Source organism: Paenibacillus sp. tmac-D7, from assembly GCF_006519665.1.
GTDB classification, from domain to species: domain Bacteria; phylum Bacillota; class Bacilli; order Paenibacillales; family NBRC-103111; genus Paenibacillus_G; species Paenibacillus_G validus.
The window spans coordinates 78682-97982 of record NZ_VIDW01000019.1 but is presented as its reverse complement, the minus strand read 5'-3'; the positions used below and the strand labels follow the sequence as shown (position 1 = coordinate 97982).

The following is a 19301-nucleotide window of genomic DNA, read 5'->3' as shown; positions in this document are numbered from 1 at the left end:
CTTCCGGGACAGCCCCATAAGTTATGTCTTGGTTCTCTATTTTTCCAGTACGATATCTTGCAAAGTAATGGCCCGTTGTGTAGAGCTTTCGAAAAACCCGGGTTGGGGTGTGAATAAAACTGCGAATTATGGACCGTCACAGAAAAAAATAAATAATCTGATTATTTTATCCTTTACATAAAATATGGAATTATATATAATAATTTCATCAACGCAAGCGTATGCATTATAAAGTGAAGGATGTAGGGGAGTATGCCGATTACAACAAAGGATATTGCGCGAATTGCAAACGTAAGTCAATCTACAGTATCACGTTGCTTAAATAATAGTCCTACAATTTCAGAGGAAACCAAGAAGAGAGTACTGCAAATCGCCCAACAAAACGGCTTTCAATTCAATGCTAACGCAAGAAGTTTGAGTACTAACAAAACGCACACGATAGGCGTCATTTTTCCGAGAATTTTGCTTGACTACGGGTTTGATATTAATTTCAAATCCTGGCAAGATGAGTTGATGGAAAATCTGGAACGTCTAAACCTAGACGTCATCGTATCCTTATTTGAGAATAGATTTACGAAGCAAAATAATATTAAAAAGCTAATTACGGGAAGAAAAGTTGATGGGCTCATTATTTTGCAACCGGAGTTAGATCGTGACACCGTAGCTTTTTTGGAGAAAATGAATGTCCCTTATGTTTTTTGCAAGTATTTGCCTGATATTTACAAAACCGAGGAAGTGGATTTTGTTTATGTGAATCAATTTAAAGGAGGGTATTTGGCTTCCGAACATCTGTTGAATCTAGGACATAAAAATATTTTGTGTATTTCCGCAAATGTTGGAGGCGATGAGTTTAGATTAAGAACGGAAGGTTTTAAATCGGCTTTCACCGATCATGGTCTTGAGTTTGATGATAAGATGTTGTTTTTTGGAGATACAACTTTTAAGTCGGGTTATCAGGTTATTAAGGAAAACGAAGGAGTATTAAAAGAAATTACGGCTATCTTTGCTCAAAATGACTTGATGGCGTTAGGCGTAATCTCAGCATTGAAGGATCGGGGAATTGATGTGCCGAACGATATTGCGGTGGTCGGTTACGATAATATCGAGATCTGTGAATTTTTCAAACCACATTTAACCACAATCCATCAACCTACTAAAGAGCTTGCGGAGTTAACTTGTGATCGATTAGTAGCGCTGTTAAACTCCAAGAAGTCAAACGTAAAACAAAAAACAGTAATTGAACCTAAATTAGTCATTAGAGAATCATGTGGCAGTCAAATAAGCCGAACATAACATCCTACTTCTTGTTATTTAAAATCAGGTGTAATCTTTTAATTTTTTTTGAATATAATGCAACCGTATGCGTCATAGTATACAGTGCTGCATTTACTTTTTTCAGATTTATGCATACGGTTGCTTAAAATCATACATGCGTTTGAATTTGATACTAGAAAGGATGTTGAGTGTGGAGAAATGGTTAGAGGGAAAGATATGTATGGTTACCGGGGCTGCCAGAGGAATGGGAAAGGCATTAGCCATGAAGTATGCCGAACATGGAGCCAATGTTGTATTGATGGATGTAAACAAGGAAAGCGTTGAAGCAGCTGCAAAAGAAATCGAAGCCCTGGGGGTACAAGCATTGCCTCTCAAGGTAGATGTAACTTCTTCGCTAGAGATTAATCACGCATTGGATGAAGTTGAATCCAGGTTCACAGCAATTGACGTATTGGCAAATTGTGCCGGCATCTCTACCTCCAGTTTGATCCTGGATGTTGAAGAAGAAGAATGGGATCGAGTTTTCAATGTGAATTTGAAATCGGTTTATTTACTCAGCAGACGTGTAGCAAAAAATATGATTAACAACAACGTTAAAAACGGGAAAATTATTACAATTTCATCTCAAGCCTCGAAGATTGGCGAACTTGGAAACGGGCCGTATAGCGCTTCAAAAGCAGGGGTAAATTCGCTAACCCAGGTGCTTGGTCTGGAACTAGCGGAATATGGGATTGCGGTCAATGCCGTTTGCCCCGGCTATGTAAATACCGAAATGATCCAGCAGGTGTTCCAAAAGAGAGGACCGATCGAGGGGATGACGCCAAAAGAATATGAAGAAACATTAACAAGTCAGGTACCGATGAAGAGAATGGCGGAGCCTGAAGAAATAGCAGAATTTATGCTGTTTTTAAGCAGCGAGAAAGCAAATTATATTACGGGAGTATCATTGACCATTGCCGGTGGAAAAACAATCATTTGATGGAGAAGGAGTGATCGTAGTGCGACTCTGCCTTGTGACAGATTCACTGGGGAACATGTCTTTTATAGAAATGCTTGCTGCATCCGCATCTTTAGGCTATGAGTCTTTAGAGTTTGCATGTGGTAATTGGTCGAAAGCACCCCATATAGACTTAGATGAACTTCTGGAGAGTGAATTGAAACGAGATAAATTTGTAAGCGCTATCAAAGTTGAGGGACTTGAAATAGAAGCATTGAATTGTTCTGGTAATCAATTAGCCCCAAATGAAGAAGGAAGGGCACATCAGGTAGTAGTGGAAAAAACCTTTAGACTCGCGGAACTGTTGGGAGTAAAAACGATTGTTATGATGTCTGGACTTCCAGGTGGAGGTCCGAAGGATACAATCCCTAACTGGATCACAACGAGCTGGCCGCCATTGACTACAGAAGTTCTGAACTGGCAATGGAATGAAATCGCATTCCCCTATTGGGAAAAAACGGTGAAGCAAGCAAAAGAACATGGGATCGAAAAGATTGCTTTAGAAAATCATGGGTGTCAGCTGGTTTATAATCCGCTGACGCTGTTCAAATTAAGAAACCAGGTGGGAGAAATGGTTGGAATGAACCTTGATCCAAGCCACTTGTTTTGGATGGGAGGAGATCCAATTTTAGCTGCAAGACATTTAGGAGCTGCGATTTATCATATTCATGCCAAAGACGTACGTATTGAAAGAGGATTCGTTGGAACGGACGGGGTTCTTGATACAAGAACAATAGATCGTTTTTTTGAACGTTCATGGAATTACGTAGCTTTGGGCTATGGGCATGATGTTCATTGGTGGAGTGAATTTTTTACGGTGGTTAGAATGATGGGTTACGATGGACCCATAAGTCTTGAGAATGAAGATTTAAGTATGGATCAACTAACTTCGGTAAAGAAATCTACTAAAGTATTGCAAGAAGCTATGCCGCTGGATTTTGATTCTGCTAGAGGAGTAGGCTTACTATGAAATTTTCTATCTGCAGCTGGACATTTGGAAATGAGCCCATCGAAAAGGTCATGAAATTTGTATCTGAGACAGGTTATGACGCTATTGAAATCCGTGCAGCAGTGAATGAATATAATTGGAAGGAACTTTTACGCCTATCGAAGGATCTGTCCTTAGACATCGGAGGATTAACTGGAGATACCGGCTGGCCTTGTGAAGAGCAGGATTTGGCTAATCGAAGTGCGGCTCATCGTCAGCGTGCTGTTGAATATTTCAAACGGCAAATAGAAGCGGTGAAAGAAGTCGAAGGCAGCTATCTTGTTGTATGCCCCTCGGCTGTAGGGAAAACAGCTTTGATGGGAAATCCGGGGGAAGATTGGAAATGGGCGGTTGATTCCGTTCAAAAATTAACAGATCAAGCAAGTGAATGGGATGTCACACTGGTAATCGAGCCTTTAAATCGTTATGAAAGCTGTATAGTGAATACAGCGGAGCATGCCTTGCAATTTGTTCAAGAGGTGGGGCATCCCAACGTAAAAACGTTATTGGATTCCTATCATATGAACGTGGAAGAAAAAGATATGGAAACGCCGTTCTTCACCGTGAAAGACCATTTGGAAATCCTTCATGTTGCAGACAGTAACCGGCAGGCGTTAGGAAGAGGCCATATCAACTTTGCTCCATTTGTATCCGGTATCCAAAAGGCTGCGTTTAACGGAACGGTTGTTGTTGAATGTTGTGCTCCTGGTGCCAATCCTTTTCAAGCTGATAAGGGACATCCTGCGATGGAATGGATCTATACCTATGCGACGGAATCGCTCGCGTATTTAAAGAAACACTTCAGATCGTAATGCACAATCCTATCTCAATTAAGGGGGATTTATCCATGAAGGCGAAAAGAAATCTGGTCATGTTGTTTACCTTGTTTTGTTTGGCGCTGATTTTCTCCGGTTGTTCGAGTGATGCATCCAATTCGGGGACCCCATCCGCTGCCTCATCTGAAACCCCGGCAAAAAATAAAAAGAAAGTGGTAGGTGTTTTAATCGGGGATTTCAGCGCACAGTTTCAAGCATACATCATGGATGGAATGAAGGTGGAGGCCAAAAAATATCCCGATGTTCAATTTGTTTACGTAGATGGAAAGTTCGACTCCACGGTTCAATTGGGTCAGGTTGAGAACTTTATTGCCCAAAAAGTGGATGCCATCATTTTCGTACCGGGAGATAGTGAAGGTTCTAGGCCGGCTGTGGATTTAATCGCCAAAGCAGGAATTCCTCTGATCAATGTAAACACCAAAGTACCGAATGCCGACCAGGTTGCTGCTTACGCATATGCAGGTTCCAGTTCTGTAGAATCCGGAGAAATCTTGATGGAAGCAATGGCCGAAGTTATGGGTGGAAAGGGTAATATGATTGAATTGCAAGGCTGGTATGGTCATGAACCTCAGATCGAAAGACACCAAGGTATTGCAAATATTCTTAAAAAGCATCCTGACATTAAAGTTCTTGCAGAGGATTCCGGTAAATGGAATAGAGAAGAAGGCATGAAGAAGGTTGAGAACTGGATTCAGTCAGACTTAAAAGGAAAATTTAATGCAATTGTTGCTCATAACGATGAAATGGCGGTCGGAGCTGTAAAAGCACTTGAAGATGCCGGTTTACTGGAGCAAGTTGTAGTTGGAGGCATTGACGCAACACCTGACGCTTTAAATATGTTGAAAGCAGGTAAACTGAAAGTTACTGTGTTTCAGGATGCTTTTGGTCAAGGCGCCAAAGGTGTGGAACTTGCTGTTAAAGTACTGAATGGTGAAAAACTGGAAAAAGAATATATTATTCCTTATAAACGTGTCAAACCTGAAGAAGCCGATAAATATCTTGCCATTTACGGCAAAAAGTAAACTTTATACTTACTATAAAGAAATAGGATAGGTACCAACCGCTTCATGTTGGTACTTGTCCTCCTGAAATGAGGGAATAGGATGCAAGAACAATATGTACTGGAAATGGAGCATATATCCAAAACATTCCCGGGCGTACGGGCTTTAGAAGACGTAAGTTTTAAAGTTAGGAAAGGAACCGTACATGCTTTGATGGGTGAGAATGGAGCGGGAAAGTCTACACTCATGAAGATTTTAGGGGGCATATACTGGTCTGAAACCGGACGGATCAAGTTAAGGGGCAAAGAAATTGGGATGCTCACTCCTAGAGATTCTCTGAAGAACGGAATTTCTATGATACACCAGGAGTTAACTTCTGTTTATGATATGACCGTTGCAGAAAATATTTTTTTAGGAAGAGAACCTCTTTTCGCAAAATTTTGGGTAAATGAGAAAAAGTTAAACGAGGACACCCGTCATTTATTAGAAAGCTTAGAAATTTCGATTGACCCGAAAACGAAAATGAAAGACCTCTCCATTGCAAGAATGCAGCTGGTCGAGATTGCCAAAGCGATCTCTTACAATTCCGAAATCATTATTATGGATGAGCCAACCTCGGCAATTACGGACCGGGAAGTTGCTCATTTGTTTAAGATCATACGCTCACTTACGAATAAGGGAGTATCCATTATTTATATTTCCCATAAAATGGACGAAATCTTTGAGATTGCTGACGAAATTACGGTGTTAAGAGACGGGGAATTGGTAGATAGTAAACACGTAAAAGAACTGACCCAACAAGATTTAATTTCCATGATGGTTGGCAGGGAGTTGAAAGAGCTGTTTCCCAAGAAGGAGGTTAGGATTGGGGAGAAGGTCTTAGAGGTAAAAAATCTGTCTTTAAAAGGAAAATTTAATAATATCTCATTCCAACTCCGAAAAGGAGAAATACTTGGTATTGCAGGCTTGATGGGATCAGGAAGATCAGAAGTCATGGAAAGTCTTTTCGGACTCGCTAAACCGGATGAAGGGGAAATATTTTTCCATGGTAAAAAAGTGGATATTAAATCTCCAGAAGACGCTAAAAAAAATGGATTGGCATTTATTACTGAGGATAGGAAATTAACAGGACTGTTTCTACCCCATTCTGTAAAAGACAATATGATCGCAGCGAGTTTGGAAAAACATGCGAAGGGAATATTCATGAATGAAGGGAAGATCAGAAATGAATGCAATAAACAAAGGGAGCTCTTGGGGGTTAAAACACCTGATATTAACCAGAAAGTTAAAAATTTAAGTGGGGGAAATCAGCAGAAAGTATTAATTGCGAAATGGCTTTTAACGGATGCTGAAGTCATCATCCTGGATGAACCTACAAGGGGAGTTGACGTAGGAGCGAAGTCAGAAATACATGCTCTAATGGGTAAATTGGTCGAGGAAGGCAAAGCTGTCATTATGATTTCCTCTGAGATGCCGGAAGTGCTAGGGATGAGCGATAGAATTATTGTGATGCACGAAGGTAAAATTTCTGGAGAATTATCAAGAGCAGAAGCTAACCAAGATAAGATTATGAAATATGCAACCGGATTCGTGAATTGAAACACTTACATGTATCATCAACGGCTGAAAATAAATGAATGAGTTAGGAGTGCATGATATGGCAACCCCCAAAATAGAGGCATCCAATATGGAAATCCCCAATAAGCAGTCATTATTTGATATTAAAAAATTGCTGCATATTCTTAATAAGTTCACGATTTTCTTTATCCTGCTGGCCATGGTGATCATATTGTCGATCATTGAGCCGAACTTCCTTACGTCAGTGAACTTGCTGAATATTGTCAGACAAATTACTTTGATTGCCATTATAGGGTTCGGCTTGACGATGATCATTATAACAACCGGTATTGATTTATCTCCAGGGTCAATCGTAGCCATTGTATCCGTAGCATCAGCCATGTACGCGCATCCCGGCGAATATCCTTTGGTAGTATCCATTATCGTGGGGCTTTTACTTGGTGTTGCAGCAGGATTGATTAATGGATTAATTGTCGCTAATTTGAAAATACCCGCTTTTATCGTTACGTTAGGCATGATGATATCTGCCAGAGGGGTTTCCTATATATTCAGCGATGGGCATCCTATTACAGGTTTTTCAAAAGAATTCGATTTTATTGGCAGAGGATATGTATTTGGAATTCCTTTCATGATCTATGTGCTGGTGTTGGTCGGGATCGTGTCTCATATCATCCTTAGACATACCCGACTCGGGAAAAGCATCTACGCGATCGGCGGGAATGAACAGGCCGCGGTTGTATCCGGTATCAATGTGAAAAGAACCTTGCTGTTTGTATATATGTACGGCGGTTTAATGGCAGGCGTAGCCGGCATTATGTTGGCTTCTCGAATCGGGGCGGGACAGCCAACCGCCGGTTTAGGTTATGAATTGGATGCCATCGCGGCTGTAGTCATCGGTGGAACAAGTTTGATGGGCGGCGTTGGTACGATCGTCGGAACCTTAATAGGAGCTCTCATCATCGGTGTTTTAAATAACGGAATGGATTTGATGCATGTGTCCGGGTATTGGCAGCAGGTATTGAAGGGAGTAATTATTGTAGGGGCCATCATACTGGATAAATATAGAAATCAATAAAGAATGAACAAGGAGGGGAAAATCTTGGCCAATACAAGTAAAAGAAGAGACTATAGCCTTACTGGACCGGAAAACAGGAAGGCAGAGGAAAAGGGACTTTCCGCTGCGGAGTGGTACACTTGTCCGATTCCTCGTCAACGGTTGAAGGAGCTGATGAAGCGAAAGGACGGACCGGCCATACGCGATACGCTAATCTGGTTCGCTGCTCTTATTGGCTTGGGGGTTGCTGCGTATTATTCATGGGGGACTTGGTGGGCGATTCCGGCATTCTTTCTTTACGGCGTCGTATACGCTTTGCCCGGCAATTCGCGGTGGCACGAATGCGGTCATGGAACCGCCTTCAAGACGCCTTGGATGAACGAAGTCCTTTACCAGATCTCCTCATTCATGTGCTTGTTTCCGGCGACGCCTTGGCGATGGAGCCATGCCCGACATCATACCGACACCATTATCGTCGGCCGCGATCCCGAGATTGTCGCCGAGAGGCCGCCAATCTGGCGCATCATACTCATGGAAATTTTTCGTTTGCATGGCGGACCACGAGACCTCAAAAGGGTGATCTTACATTTCTTTGGCAAAATGGACAAAGAGGAAGAGAGCTATATTCCTGTCTCAGAGCGCAGAAAAGTGTGTTGGGAAGCGCGTGCATGGGTATTCATCTTTCTGGCGGTCATAGCTTCATGTGTTTATATGCAAAGCATACTGCCGGCCATGTTTATCGGTCTTCCGACATTTTATGGCTTCATCGGGGTTCTCATTACCGGGTTTATTCAACATTTGGGTCTAAACGAAGATGTGCTTGATCATCGTTTAAACACGCGTACCGTCTATATGAACCCGATTTTCAGGTTCCTTTATTGGAACATGAACTATCACGTAGAGCATCATATGTTCCCGATGGTTCCGTATCATGCTCTGCCAGCCTTGCATGAAGAGATGAAACCTGACTGCCCGGCGGCAAGCCCTAGCACTTGGGCAGCCGTCAAGGAGGTTTTCACAGCGCTGCGGAAACAGCGAAAAGACCCCACGTATACGATTGTACGCCCTCTACCCAGCACGGCGCGCCCGTATCGGTATGGTCCGCATCCGTTTGGAACGGTGGCAGGGAGAGAGGTTGATCCTATTTGGAGGGAATCCGTATGAATCATGAGAATTGGATTGAATCATGTGCGGTCGACGATATCGACGAGGAGGACGTCATCCGTTTTGATTATGGTGAAAAAACTTTCGCGATCTATCGTACGGACAAGGACGAATTTTACGCGACCGACGGCTACTGCACCCACGAAAAGTTTCACTTGGCAAATGGCCTGGTAATCGGCACCCAAATTGAATGCCCTAAACATAATGGACGATTAGATTTTATAACGGGCGAAGCAAAACGCGCACCTATCTGTGTGAAGATTAAGACTTATCCGGTTAAGGTTGAAGCAGGAAAGGTTTTTATAAAGATGGACTAGGGTCTTGGGACATGAAATTACAAAAGTTAGGGCTGCCGCGGTCACGGCAGCCCTCTTTCCGGCGGGAGGACATGTGCCAAACATTTAAAAATATATTGACACCGCTTCCAAAACAGATTTAAAATGGAAGCAGTTGGTGATATTTTTTTAGAAACAAATTAGATCGATCTAAATCCAGGTGATTCCGGTATTTTAACCTTCGGGCTTAACACTTGATGCTTTTAGATCGATCTAAAAATAGAAAGCTTTAACATCAAAGGTGGGATAACATTGCTGGAATTATTCCTGAATAAGCCAAAGCAAATGGAACTAAGAAGTATGGAAGCATTACCGGCCTTGAAGGACGACGAAGTGAAGATCAGATTGGTGTATGGCGGGATTTGCGGTTCGGATCTTAGTGTGTTTCTGGGGAAATTGACGCATGCTTCTTATCCGCTCCGACCGGGACATGAGCTGCTTGGGCATATCATCGAGGCGGGAAAGAACGTTCCTTACGAGTTGGGGACAAGGATTATCGTCCAGCCTAATTCATACTGCGGTGAATGCGTAAACTGTCTGAACGGCCAAACCAATATTTGTCCGGAGAAGAAGTCGCTGGGCGTGACCGTTAACGGCGGCTTCTCCGAGCAATTTATTATTTCATCGAAGTATGTCATGCCGGTTCCCGACGATCTTCCCGATGAAAGAGCGGTTCTGGTAGAGCCGTTTGCCGTCATTGTGCATGCGTTCAAGAAGGTTCACATAACGAAGGGGACAACCGTTGCTGTTCTCGGGTGTGGAAACGAAGGCATGCTCGCCGTCGCCTTAGCCCATTATTTGGGCGCCGACGTTACGGCGATGGACATCAATCCCATCAAACTGGAGCTCATTAAAACGCTTGGCGACATCAGGGTGATTCACCCGGATGAACTGAAAGGGGAAACGTTTGATATCGTTGTTGAGGCAGCCGGAGCGCAAAGTGCGTTCGAGAACGGGCTGCGGCTTGTGAGGCCAGGGGGGCAAATGGTTCTGATCGGACTCACGCCAGAGGCAACCATTCCGGTCATCCGTGTAGTAAGAAGCGAAATCACCTTGTATGGATCGATCATCTACAACATTCCCGATGACTTTCAGCACGCGATGGAATACTTAAGAGATACAAACTTTAACGTCCAGCCGATCGTATCCAAAATCATCCCATTCACCGACTATAAACATGCGTTCGAGGATGCGTTGTCCGGCAACTATGGGAAGGTTGTGTTGGATTTCAAGAAAAATCCTGTATAATTAGTTTAAACCGTTAGTGGAAAAGGTGAGAACTATGAAGCAGGAAAGAGGATCTCGTGTAACCTTGCAGCAGGTGGCCGATCATGCCGGGGTATCGCGGGCAACCGCCTCACTGATCGTACGAGGCAGCAATCTGGTAGCCGAGCGTACACGTAAGAAAGTGCTCGAGTCGATGAAGGAGCTGGGTTATGTATACGATCGCGTTGCCGCGAATTTACGTTCCCGCAACTCATCGACAGTCGGTCTTATCATCACGGAAATTGGCAACCCTTTCTTCTCGGAGCTTCTGGTTGGTGTCCATCAGGAACTGGATACCAAAGGGTATACGGTGATTCTGGGTACTACGTTTGAGTCCGCAGAAAAGCAGGATCAGCTCTTGTCCAAGATGTTGGAGTACAGGGTAGGCGGGGTTATTATGAGCCCTGTTTCAGGAAGCTCCCCGGCTGTCATCGACCGGTTGAAACAATGGGATATTCCTGTGGTCCTTGTAACCAAGGAACCGGCCAACTCGAACTCCGATTATGTCGGAATAGATAACGTGCTTGGAGGAAAGTTGGCTGTCGATTATCTCATTGAGAAGGGGCACCGCAGAATTGCTTTTCTTGGCGGTCCTTCTGAATCCTCCGCAAGGATGGATAGACAACGAGGCTATATACGCGCTCTGCAGCAAGCTGGTTTGCCGTTTGACGATTCATTGGTTGTGACCAGTGCTGCCACACGACAAGGCGGAAGGGAAGCACTGCAGCAGGTCCTTAATCAGCCGAATCCTCCTACGGCGGTATTCTGTTATAACGATGTCGTCGCATTCGGTGTCATGCTGGGCTTGAAGGAAGCCGGCTTGATGCCAGGTCGTGATCTGGCGGTGGTCGGCTATGACAATATTGAAGAGGCGGCGATGACGAGCCCGGCTCTCACGACGGTTATGGCTTCACCCATTCTTGTCGGTACTAATGCGGCGAATCTGCTTCACAAACGGATTATGGGTAATGAAGACCATGTTCAGCGTATTATTTTAAAGCCGGAACTTGTTATTCGCGAATCGTGCTCGATGTGAGCATGAACATCGTGTAAAGCAAACATGCAGCTCGTCAGTTCACCCGGATGCAGCTGTATTTTACCTGCCTGATTTAGATCGATCTAATCTTTGTTTTAATTCAATATGAAAGGAGTGAGCATGGTGGAGAAACCCTATTTAGTCGTCGTGAACGGCCCTAACTTGAACCGGTTAGGTCTCCGCTTACCTGAGCTATACGGTAGTCAAACCTTAAGCGATGTCATTCAGCTTGTTCGCTCCGTTGCAGACACTTATAGAGTCGAAGTTCGAGATATTCAATCCAACCATGAGGGCGCTTTGATCGATTTCCTACAGGAGCACGGTCCGGGCGCCATGGGCATCATTATTAATCCCGGGGCGCTAGGCCATTACGGGGTTGCATTGAGGGACTGCTTGGAGGATATTAAACGGCCGACCATCGAAGTGCATATCACCAACGTTCACAAGCGTGAGACATTCCGGCATCATCTCGTATTATCCGCGGTCGTTACGGGACAAATTGTTGGTCTTGGCGTCGATGTGTACCGGTATGCCGCAGAAGCGCTCTGCAATCGAATGAAGCGGGAAGAGGCAGGGGGGCAGCCTTAATGCGGCAAAGCTTACACGATTTCATGCGGGTGGGTATCGTACAATTCATGGCGTTTCCTCAATCGAAATCCAGTGAACATTATGTGCGCACCATTTCTACTATTATTGAGGATGAATTTTTCGACGCTATTGAGATCACCTCCGCTCCCGATCCGGAAACGGCCGATCAGGTTAAACAATTGCTGCAAAGCTCCGGTGTTACAGTGGGCTTTAGTGCGCATCCGGTTTTATTGGGGAATCAAGGAAATCTCAATGCGATGCAGGACGAGGAAAGGAAACGGTCGATTGAGCTGGTGAAAGGAGCTATTGATCAAGCCTATCATCTTGGGGCGGCAAATCTAGCTTTGATGTCGGGGAAAGATCCCGGTCCTGCATGTAGAGAGCGATCGGTCGGATACTTCATTGAATCGATTCAAGACATTTGCAATTATGCGCGTTCCAAAGGCGATTTGGAAATTTTGTTGGAACCGTTCGATCATCAAACGGATTTCCGCTGCTTAATCGGACCTTCCGAATTGGCTGTTGAAGTCGCACAAGAGGTTCGGAAAGTCGATCCTACATTTGGTCTAATGGTTGATCTTAGTCATTTGCCAATGCTGGGCGAATCTCCGTCCGAAGCTTTAACCGCGACAAGAGATTACCTCAAGCATGCGCATATGGGGAACTGCTTGATCCGTAATTCGAATGACCCCTTGTATGGCGATAAACATCCTCGTTTCGGATACCCGGACAGCGAGATCGGCATTTCAGAATTAGCAGAATATCTTCGTGCGTTGCTTGATATAGGCTACTTACAGGAAGGGAGAAACCGCACGCTTTCATTTGAAATCAAGCCCGCTCCTGGAGAATCCTCGGAGGTGCTTATTGCACAAGCGAAACGCACTCTACGAGCTGCTTGGCAGCAGGTATAGGAAATCTTTTTGGGGGGGTGGGGAGACATTGGACAATTTGAAGATTCGAAATATTTATTGCGTAGGGCGTAATTATTATTCCTTTGCGAAAGAGATGGGAAATGCGATTTCGGAAAGTCCGATCATCTTTTTGAAGCCCACGCATTCGTTGGAGCCCATGAACGGCAGCGTCATCGCGTTGTCCGGAAAGTATGGAGAAGTGAATGGCGAGGCGGAGATCGTACTCCATATGGGCAAAGACTATGTGCCGGGTATTCAGGTTGAAGAGCTGGTTGACAAAATGACCATTGGCATTGATTTTACTTATCGGAATGTATTGAACGAAATCAAGAAAAAGGGGCAGCCCTGGCTTCCTGCCAAAGGGTTTCGGAGCTCCTGCTCAATCGGCGAATTCCGGGAGATTTCCGGGCAGTCCGACCTGACGAAGGATTTTAGACTGATCAAAAACGGGGAAACATTACAGATCGGGAATATCAAAAATATGATTTTCTCTCTTCAAACATTGATTGATTACATTGCCCTAAACTTCGGCCTAGGAACTGGCGATCTCATTTATACAGGGACGCCCGAGGGGATTGGTACACTGCAAGATCATGATCATTTAGAGATTCAATGGGGAGAAGAAATTCTCGGTTCATGCCAAATTATATTGAAATCATAATGGAAAGGTGGATTTGATATGTCGCTAGAGTTAGCCCTGTTAAGCTCGCATGCACCATCGCTTTTGTACGAGGATAAGGTGCCTGACTTTCAGTTGTCGATCGTGGATGCGTTTCATCAACAGCGGGCAAAAATCAAAGCATTAAAGCCGGATGTCCTTGTTCTTATATCCAGCCATTTTCTTACGAATTGGAATCATTATGTGGATGCTACGCCGTTCCATAAGGGCTTTTTGACAGCAAGGGAACACCCGGATATGATCGCAAACATTCCGTTTGATTATCCGGGGGATGAAGAGCTCGCTAATGAGTTAGCTGAAGCGGGAAAACAGGCGGGCATCCCTGTAGTTTCATTTAATGAACCAACCTATATATGGGATTATGGTACGCTTGTCCCGCTTCGGTATTATATACCGGATGGAGATATTCCGGTGATCGATCTATCGTGTAATATGTCTGCCAGTCTGGAAGAGACCTATAGGTGGGGGCAGCAAATCGGCAAGGTGCTTCGGGCAAGCAAGAAACGGACTGTTTTTGCCAGCAGCGGAGCGTTATCGCATCATCTCACTCGCGGCCGCTCAAATATGCCTACGATATCCGAGAAGGCATTGGACGACAGATTCATTCAACTTCTCGTAGAAGGCAACTATGTTACCGCCTGGGAAATGCTTCCTCAGTTCTCAGTGGCTGCTGATGTTGAATCTGGAGGAAGACACGTAGCGGCACTATTAGGAGTTTTAGGTCAAGATGAGTTTCATGCTTCCTATTTAGGCTATGCGCAATCATCCGGCAGTGGAAACCCCCACTTTTTCTTTGAACTTAAGTAAACAAGGAGGAGCTTTCTCAATGAAATATTTTGCAGTGATAACGAATATGTTGGATCTGGAAAAGAATCAGAAATACCGCGAGGAGCATTTGGACTATTTAAAGGATCTTAGCAAAAAAGACCATGTATTCGCGAAAGGAAGGTTTTCCGATGCGAGCGGGGGGCTTGTTATTTATAAGGCGGATACGCTGGATGAAGTGCGATTATTCGTTGAGAACGATCCCTTTATTGTTCAGGGTGCACGCACTTATGAAATTCGCGAGTGGGAAATGAAGCTGGTTGAATAACGTTTGTAAAATTCAAGGGAAATCATTGACAACGCTTACAATAAAAGCTTACAATAATACTATTCTTAGATCGATCCAAAAGCGGAACAGTAAAAAAAACTATGCAAACAGAGGGTTGCTCCAAAGTAGATTTAGATCGATCTAAAATTTGTCATATTGCCTTCAATCATCCGGTTTGAAAGCGCTTAATATCTTCTGGAGGTGACCTGGGAACAAGATTGTGGTTTACTGCTGAAGAGAAATCAAGGGGAATCAGTCTTATCGGTTGTCTCCAATCACGTAGTCCCATACTAATGAGCGAGGTGCAATCCATGAAAAAATTATTCATTTTACCGGTAACCGCTATGCTTGTTCTATCCCTGATGGGCTGTGCTCCAAACAATACCCAAACGAATGCAGCCCCCAAAGGGACTGACGCAAGCACGACCAATGCGGGCTCGGGTTCAGGCGGCCAAGCAAAAGTGAAGGTCATGAAGATGGCGAGTGCAAACGCCAAAGACCGCTCTTTAACAAGAGGACTTGTTAAGTTCGGCGAAATCGTCGAGAAAGAAACAGGCGGTTCGGTCAAAGTGGAAGTTTTTGCCGATGGGCAATTAGGCGGCGATATTGCCGTATTTGAAGGCATGAAGATCGGATCCATCCAAGGCGCGACCATGTCAACGGGGCCTATCGCTTCATTCGCCAAACGATTCAACGTCTTCGACCTGCCTTTCTTGTTCAAAGATACGGATACGGCCTACAAGGTCCTGGACGGTAAAATTGGCCAGGAGCTATTGAATGATCTGCCTGCTGCGGGCGTCGTCGGATTATCTTATATGGAAAACGGATTCCGTGATCTTACCAATAATAAAAGAGAAGTAAAATCGGTTGACGATGTAAAAGGATTAAAAATCAGAACGCTGGAAAATGAGCTGCATATTGAGCTGTGGAAGACGCTGGGGGCCGTACCTACGCCTATGGCTATTACCGAGTTGTTTACCGCTCTTGAGCAAAGGGTGGTTGACGGACAGGAAAATCCTTCGGGTAACGTGAAGCTCAACAAGTTCTACGAGGTACAAAAATACATAACGAAGACCGGGCATGTCTACAATGCGAGCCCGCTGCTTGTCAGCAATAAATTCTGGGAGCAATTATCCGATAAAGAGAAGGAAGCCTTGAAGAAAGCCGCAACAGAAGCTACGGCCTGGCAGCGCCAGGAGAATCAGAAGGAAACGGCCGACGCGTATGATTTCTTAACGAAGAATAAGATGACGGTCACCACATTGTCACCGGAAGAGAAACAGAAATTTGTTGATAAATTGCAGCCGGTTTACGACAAATACAAGCCAATTATCGGTGAAGATCTCGTTAACAGGTTGTTGGAAGCCGTAAAATAGTTCAGGAACAAGCAGGCTCTTAGGGAGAAATGATTCCTAAGGGCCCTTTAGCAGAAGAACTGGAATCGGAGGATAGTATGGAAAAGATAACTTCGCTTTCAAAGCTGATTATCAATGTGCTGATGGCGCTGTGTTTAACCGCAATGGCGATCCTCGTATTCGGCAACGTCGTGCTGCGCTATCTCTTTGATTCAGGTATAACGTGGTCGGATGAAATGTCCCGCTTTCTATTCGTATACCTGGTGTTTTTTGGTGCGATTGTAGCGGTAAAAGATAATGAGCATCTTGGCGTCGACACCCTGGTGAAGAAGCTGCCGCCGTTCCTGAAGAGGGTTGTCTATATGGCGAGCAATGCAGTCGTTGTTTACATGCTTTACCTCGTTGGAGAAGGAAGCTGGAAGATGACGCTTCTTAGTGTCCATACGCGCGCTCCGGCCACGCAGTTGCCTCTCTCCTTTGTGTATTTCGTCGGGGTTATTGCCAGCGTCTGCATGGGTATCATTCTGATTTCGAATATTATCCGGGTGAGTATCGACAAAACTTATATCGACAAAGTTTCCCGGGTCGTCGAATCGGAAGAAGAAATCCAGCTAAATAATAGCGAAACGCCAGAGCGGCAGGAGACGAAAGAGATCGGCATGAAGCTCGAAAATCATCAGTTGCATACGGCGGAAGGGGCTGATCGGTAATGACTCCTGTAATCTTCCTTGGTTCTTTATTAGGGGCAATGGCATTCGGAATGCCGATTGCGTTTGCGCTTCTGTTAAGCGGCGTATGTCTCATGATGTACATGGGTATGTTTGACACCCAAATCATTGCTCAAAACCTGATTAACGGTGCAAACAGCTTCCCTTTACTGGCGGTTCCCTTCTTTATTCTGGCCGGTGAGTTTATGAACGCCGGCGGAATATCCCGAAAAATCATACAATTCGCTTTAACCCTGGTCGGACCCATTCGCGGCGGTTTAGGATATGTCTCGATCATTGCCGCCGTCATCTTTGCCGGATTGTCCGGATCTGCAGTCGCCGATACGGCAGCCCTTGGCGCCATCCTGATCCCGATGATGGTCAAAGCGGGCTATGACCGGAATCGCTCCGCCGGATTGGTCGCAGCCGGAGGTATTATTGCACCGGTAATTCCGCCGAGTATCGCTTTTATTATCTTTGGCGTGACAAGCGATGTTTCCATTACAAAGCTATTTTTGGGCGGTATTGTGCCGGGTTTAATGATGGGCGTCGCTCTTGTATTTACCTGGTGGTTAATGGCACGCAAAGAGAAGGCGGAGAAAATGCCGCGCGCCTCGTTTAAGGACATCATGATCGCATTAAAAGAAGCGTCATGGGCCCTGATACTGCCTGTGATTATTCTTGCAGGCTTACGGGGCGGTATCTTCACACCGACGGAAGCTGCGGTAGTAGCCGCAGTGTACGCCCTATTGGTCGGGGTGTTCATTTATCGCTCGCTGAGCTTTACAACCGTTTATAAATGCCTCCTTGGTGCGGCCAAAACGACTAGTGTAGTTATGTTCCTCGCTGCGGCAGCGATGGTATCCTCTTGGCTCATTACAGTGGCTAACGTTCCTGCCACGATTACGGAATTTCTTGGACCTCTGCTGGAAAATCCGATGCTGCTTATGATCATGATCAATATCTTGTTAGTTTTGGTAGGTACGGCTATGGATATGACGCCTACCATTCTCATTATGACACCTGTTCTGATGCCCATTATCATTCAAGCAGGTATTGATCCGGTTTATTTCGGCGTTCTGTTCGTTCTGAATTGCAGCATCGGACTTCTCACACCGCCTGTGGGAACGGTACTCAACGTGGCTGCAGGTGTAGGTAGAACGAGTATGGAGGGCATTATGAAAGGCGTTATGCCGTTCCTTATTGCCGAGTGCGTCGTTATGGTGTTGTTAATCCTGTTCCCAAGTCTGGTGACCGTTCCATTGGAATGGCTGCACAGATAAGCTTAGGAGGAATCGAAGTGAAGAGAAGCCTTTGTACTTCAGGATTTAAAGACTGGGATGTTGAACAAATATTGGAATGGGCGGCTCCATTTGGACTAGATGGGGTGGAACTATGGATGGGGCATATTGAACGCTATCAGGAGGAGCGGGGTCCCCTTGACAAATTAAGAGAAAAACTGCGCCGGTATGGTCTTGAAGTGCCGGCGGTCAGCGGATACACAACATTTTCCGGAGGCTTCTCGGGAGAAAAGGATTTGAAGCAGGATTTCAAGAGTATGAATCATTTACTCGACGTTGCCAGGCAGCTGGGCTGTCCGTTCATACGAACATTTCTGGGCCACGTGTCGTCGAGATGCACTTCTCCGGAGCAATGGGGCCAAGTCGTGAGCGTCATGAAGAACGTTATGCGAATGGCCGACCAGTACGAAGTAAACATTGCGATCGAAGTTCACTATGACACGTTTGTAGATAATACGGAGTCCGCCCGGATGCTGCTGCAGGCAGTCAATCACCCGAGACTTAGGCTAGTGTTTGACGGTGCGAATCTCCATGTGGAGCAGATCGATCAAATGGAGGCGCTGCCGGTCTTATACCCATGGTTATCTCACGTTCATATAAAAAATTACAACTGGGATCATGCCAATAGGTACAAGAGTGTTCCTGTCTCAATCCTTAATGGCGACATTGATAACAAGGCACTTATTCAAGAGCTTGAGCGGCGGCATTATTCCGGTTATGTATCTTTGGAATATTTTGGAGAAATGAAAGAGCTTAATATTACACGTTCGTTGCAAGAGTGGAATGAATTGCGGGATGCGGGTTTCCCGGCAAGCTGAGAATGTATATGCATTCTCTTTTTTTTATCCTCTTCTTTACATATGTAAATAAATAAAACAATTGTAAATAATGCCGTGGAGTGATACTATTTCAATTGTAGTTTTTGTAAACAATCGGAATCGTAAGCGCTTCCCCCATATTGCTGTTCCTGATTTTCAGATCAATTTACAAATGTATTAATATATTGACAAATGATAAAATCAGGAGTAAGATGTGGTTACAAATGTATATCTTAATGACAAATGTAAAGGATATCCGTTTATTACTTGTCAAACATTCTCTAATCAGCACACGTTTCAAGGATTTTTCGCATAAAAG

The 19301-nt window shown here is 44.7% G+C and carries 20 protein-coding genes; all 20 read left to right on the top strand.

What is annotated here, in order from left to right; translation table 11 throughout:
• Positions 1 to 252 precede the first annotated feature (252 nt).
• The 20 genes from FKP33_RS14845 to FKP33_RS14750 all read left to right on the top strand — a co-directional run bounded on the left by FKP33_RS14845 (position 253) and on the right by FKP33_RS14750 (position 18982).
• Positions 253 to 1293: a LacI family DNA-binding transcriptional regulator gene (locus FKP33_RS14845; RefSeq protein ID WP_141335586.1), complete on the top strand. Its 1041-nt coding sequence runs from the start codon at positions 253 to 255 to the stop codon at positions 1291 to 1293.
• A gap of 172 nt (positions 1294 to 1465) precedes the next feature.
• On the top strand, positions 1466 to 2254 hold the full coding sequence (locus FKP33_RS14840) for an SDR family NAD(P)-dependent oxidoreductase (protein WP_181410157.1): 789 nt from the start codon (positions 1466 to 1468) through the stop codon (positions 2252 to 2254).
• 19 nt (positions 2255 to 2273) lie between these two features.
• Complete coding sequence (locus FKP33_RS14835) at positions 2274 to 3242, top strand: sugar phosphate isomerase/epimerase family protein (protein WP_141335593.1); 969 nt, start codon at positions 2274 to 2276, stop codon at positions 3240 to 3242.
• On the top strand, positions 3239 to 4072 hold the full coding sequence (locus FKP33_RS14830) for a sugar phosphate isomerase/epimerase family protein (RefSeq protein ID WP_054799325.1): 834 nt from the start codon (positions 3239 to 3241) through the stop codon (positions 4070 to 4072). The genes FKP33_RS14835 and FKP33_RS14830 overlap by 4 nt, the downstream gene beginning before the upstream one ends.
• Before the next feature lie 35 nt (positions 4073 to 4107).
• Complete coding sequence (locus tag FKP33_RS14825) at positions 4108 to 5118, top strand: sugar ABC transporter substrate-binding protein (protein WP_181410156.1); 1011 nt, start codon at positions 4108 to 4110, stop codon at positions 5116 to 5118.
• An 81-nt stretch (positions 5119 to 5199) separates the two neighbouring features.
• Entirely contained in the window at positions 5200 to 6696 is a 1497-nt protein-coding gene (locus FKP33_RS14820; protein ID WP_141335583.1) for a sugar ABC transporter ATP-binding protein, read from the top strand.
• 58 nt (positions 6697 to 6754) lie between these two features.
• Positions 6755 to 7750 carry an ABC transporter permease gene (locus FKP33_RS14815; protein WP_258313452.1) on the top strand — a complete coding sequence of 332 codons (996 nt, stop codon included), beginning with the start codon at positions 6755 to 6757 and terminating at the stop codon, positions 7748 to 7750.
• A 153-nt stretch (positions 7751 to 7903) separates the two neighbouring features.
• Positions 7904 to 8893: a fatty acid desaturase family protein gene (locus tag FKP33_RS14810; RefSeq protein ID WP_258313451.1), complete on the top strand. Its 990-nt coding sequence runs from the start codon at positions 7904 to 7906 to the stop codon at positions 8891 to 8893.
• Positions 8890 to 9210: a MocE family 2Fe-2S type ferredoxin gene (locus FKP33_RS14805; RefSeq protein ID WP_127608377.1), complete on the top strand. Its 321-nt coding sequence runs from the start codon at positions 8890 to 8892 to the stop codon at positions 9208 to 9210. Before FKP33_RS14810 ends, FKP33_RS14805 begins: the two co-directional genes overlap by 4 nt.
• A gap of 270 nt (positions 9211 to 9480) precedes the next feature.
• Positions 9481 to 10476, top strand: a complete 996-nt coding sequence (locus tag FKP33_RS14800) for a zinc-dependent alcohol dehydrogenase (protein ID WP_141335581.1) — start codon at positions 9481 to 9483, stop codon at positions 10474 to 10476.
• 34 nt (positions 10477 to 10510) lie between these two features.
• Positions 10511 to 11530, top strand: coding sequence for a LacI family DNA-binding transcriptional regulator (locus tag FKP33_RS14795; RefSeq protein WP_127608379.1), 1020 nt, complete (start codon positions 10511 to 10513; stop codon positions 11528 to 11530).
• Positions 11531 to 11650: 120 nt separating this feature from the next.
• Positions 11651 to 12118, top strand: a complete 468-nt coding sequence (locus tag FKP33_RS14790; RefSeq protein ID WP_141335580.1) for a type II 3-dehydroquinate dehydratase — start codon at positions 11651 to 11653, stop codon at positions 12116 to 12118.
• Positions 12118 to 13029 (top strand): sugar phosphate isomerase/epimerase family protein, encoded by a 912-nt coding sequence (locus FKP33_RS14785; protein WP_054799319.1) that lies wholly within the window; start codon positions 12118 to 12120, stop codon positions 13027 to 13029. Before FKP33_RS14790 ends, FKP33_RS14785 begins: the two co-directional genes overlap by 1 nt.
• A complete protein-coding gene (locus FKP33_RS14780; RefSeq protein ID WP_306439355.1) occupies positions 12941 to 13690 on the top strand; it encodes a fumarylacetoacetate hydrolase family protein in 750 nt (249 codons plus the stop codon). Before FKP33_RS14785 ends, FKP33_RS14780 begins: the two co-directional genes overlap by 89 nt.
• A gap of 18 nt (positions 13691 to 13708) precedes the next feature.
• The gene (locus FKP33_RS14775) at positions 13709 to 14515 is read left to right on the top strand and encodes a DODA-type extradiol aromatic ring-opening family dioxygenase (RefSeq protein ID WP_141335579.1); all 807 of its coding nucleotides are present in this window, start codon (positions 13709 to 13711) and stop codon (positions 14513 to 14515) included.
• Positions 14516 to 14534: 19 nt separating this feature from the next.
• The gene (locus FKP33_RS14770) at positions 14535 to 14801 is read left to right on the top strand and encodes a YciI family protein (protein ID WP_127608383.1); all 267 of its coding nucleotides are present in this window, start codon (positions 14535 to 14537) and stop codon (positions 14799 to 14801) included.
• Positions 14802 to 15112: 311 nt separating this feature from the next.
• On the top strand, positions 15113 to 16177 hold the full coding sequence (locus FKP33_RS14765) for a TRAP transporter substrate-binding protein (RefSeq protein ID WP_141335578.1): 1065 nt from the start codon (positions 15113 to 15115) through the stop codon (positions 16175 to 16177).
• A 77-nt stretch (positions 16178 to 16254) separates the two neighbouring features.
• Positions 16255 to 16866, top strand: a complete 612-nt coding sequence (locus FKP33_RS14760; protein WP_141335577.1) for a TRAP transporter small permease — start codon at positions 16255 to 16257, stop codon at positions 16864 to 16866.
• On the top strand, positions 16866 to 18146 hold the full coding sequence (locus tag FKP33_RS14755) for a TRAP transporter large permease (protein WP_127610657.1): 1281 nt from the start codon (positions 16866 to 16868) through the stop codon (positions 18144 to 18146). The genes FKP33_RS14760 and FKP33_RS14755 overlap by 1 nt, the downstream gene beginning before the upstream one ends.
• Positions 18131 to 18982: a sugar phosphate isomerase/epimerase family protein gene (locus tag FKP33_RS14750; protein ID WP_181410154.1), complete on the top strand. Its 852-nt coding sequence runs from the start codon at positions 18131 to 18133 to the stop codon at positions 18980 to 18982. Before FKP33_RS14755 ends, FKP33_RS14750 begins: the two co-directional genes overlap by 16 nt.
• Positions 18983 to 19301 lie beyond the last annotated feature (319 nt).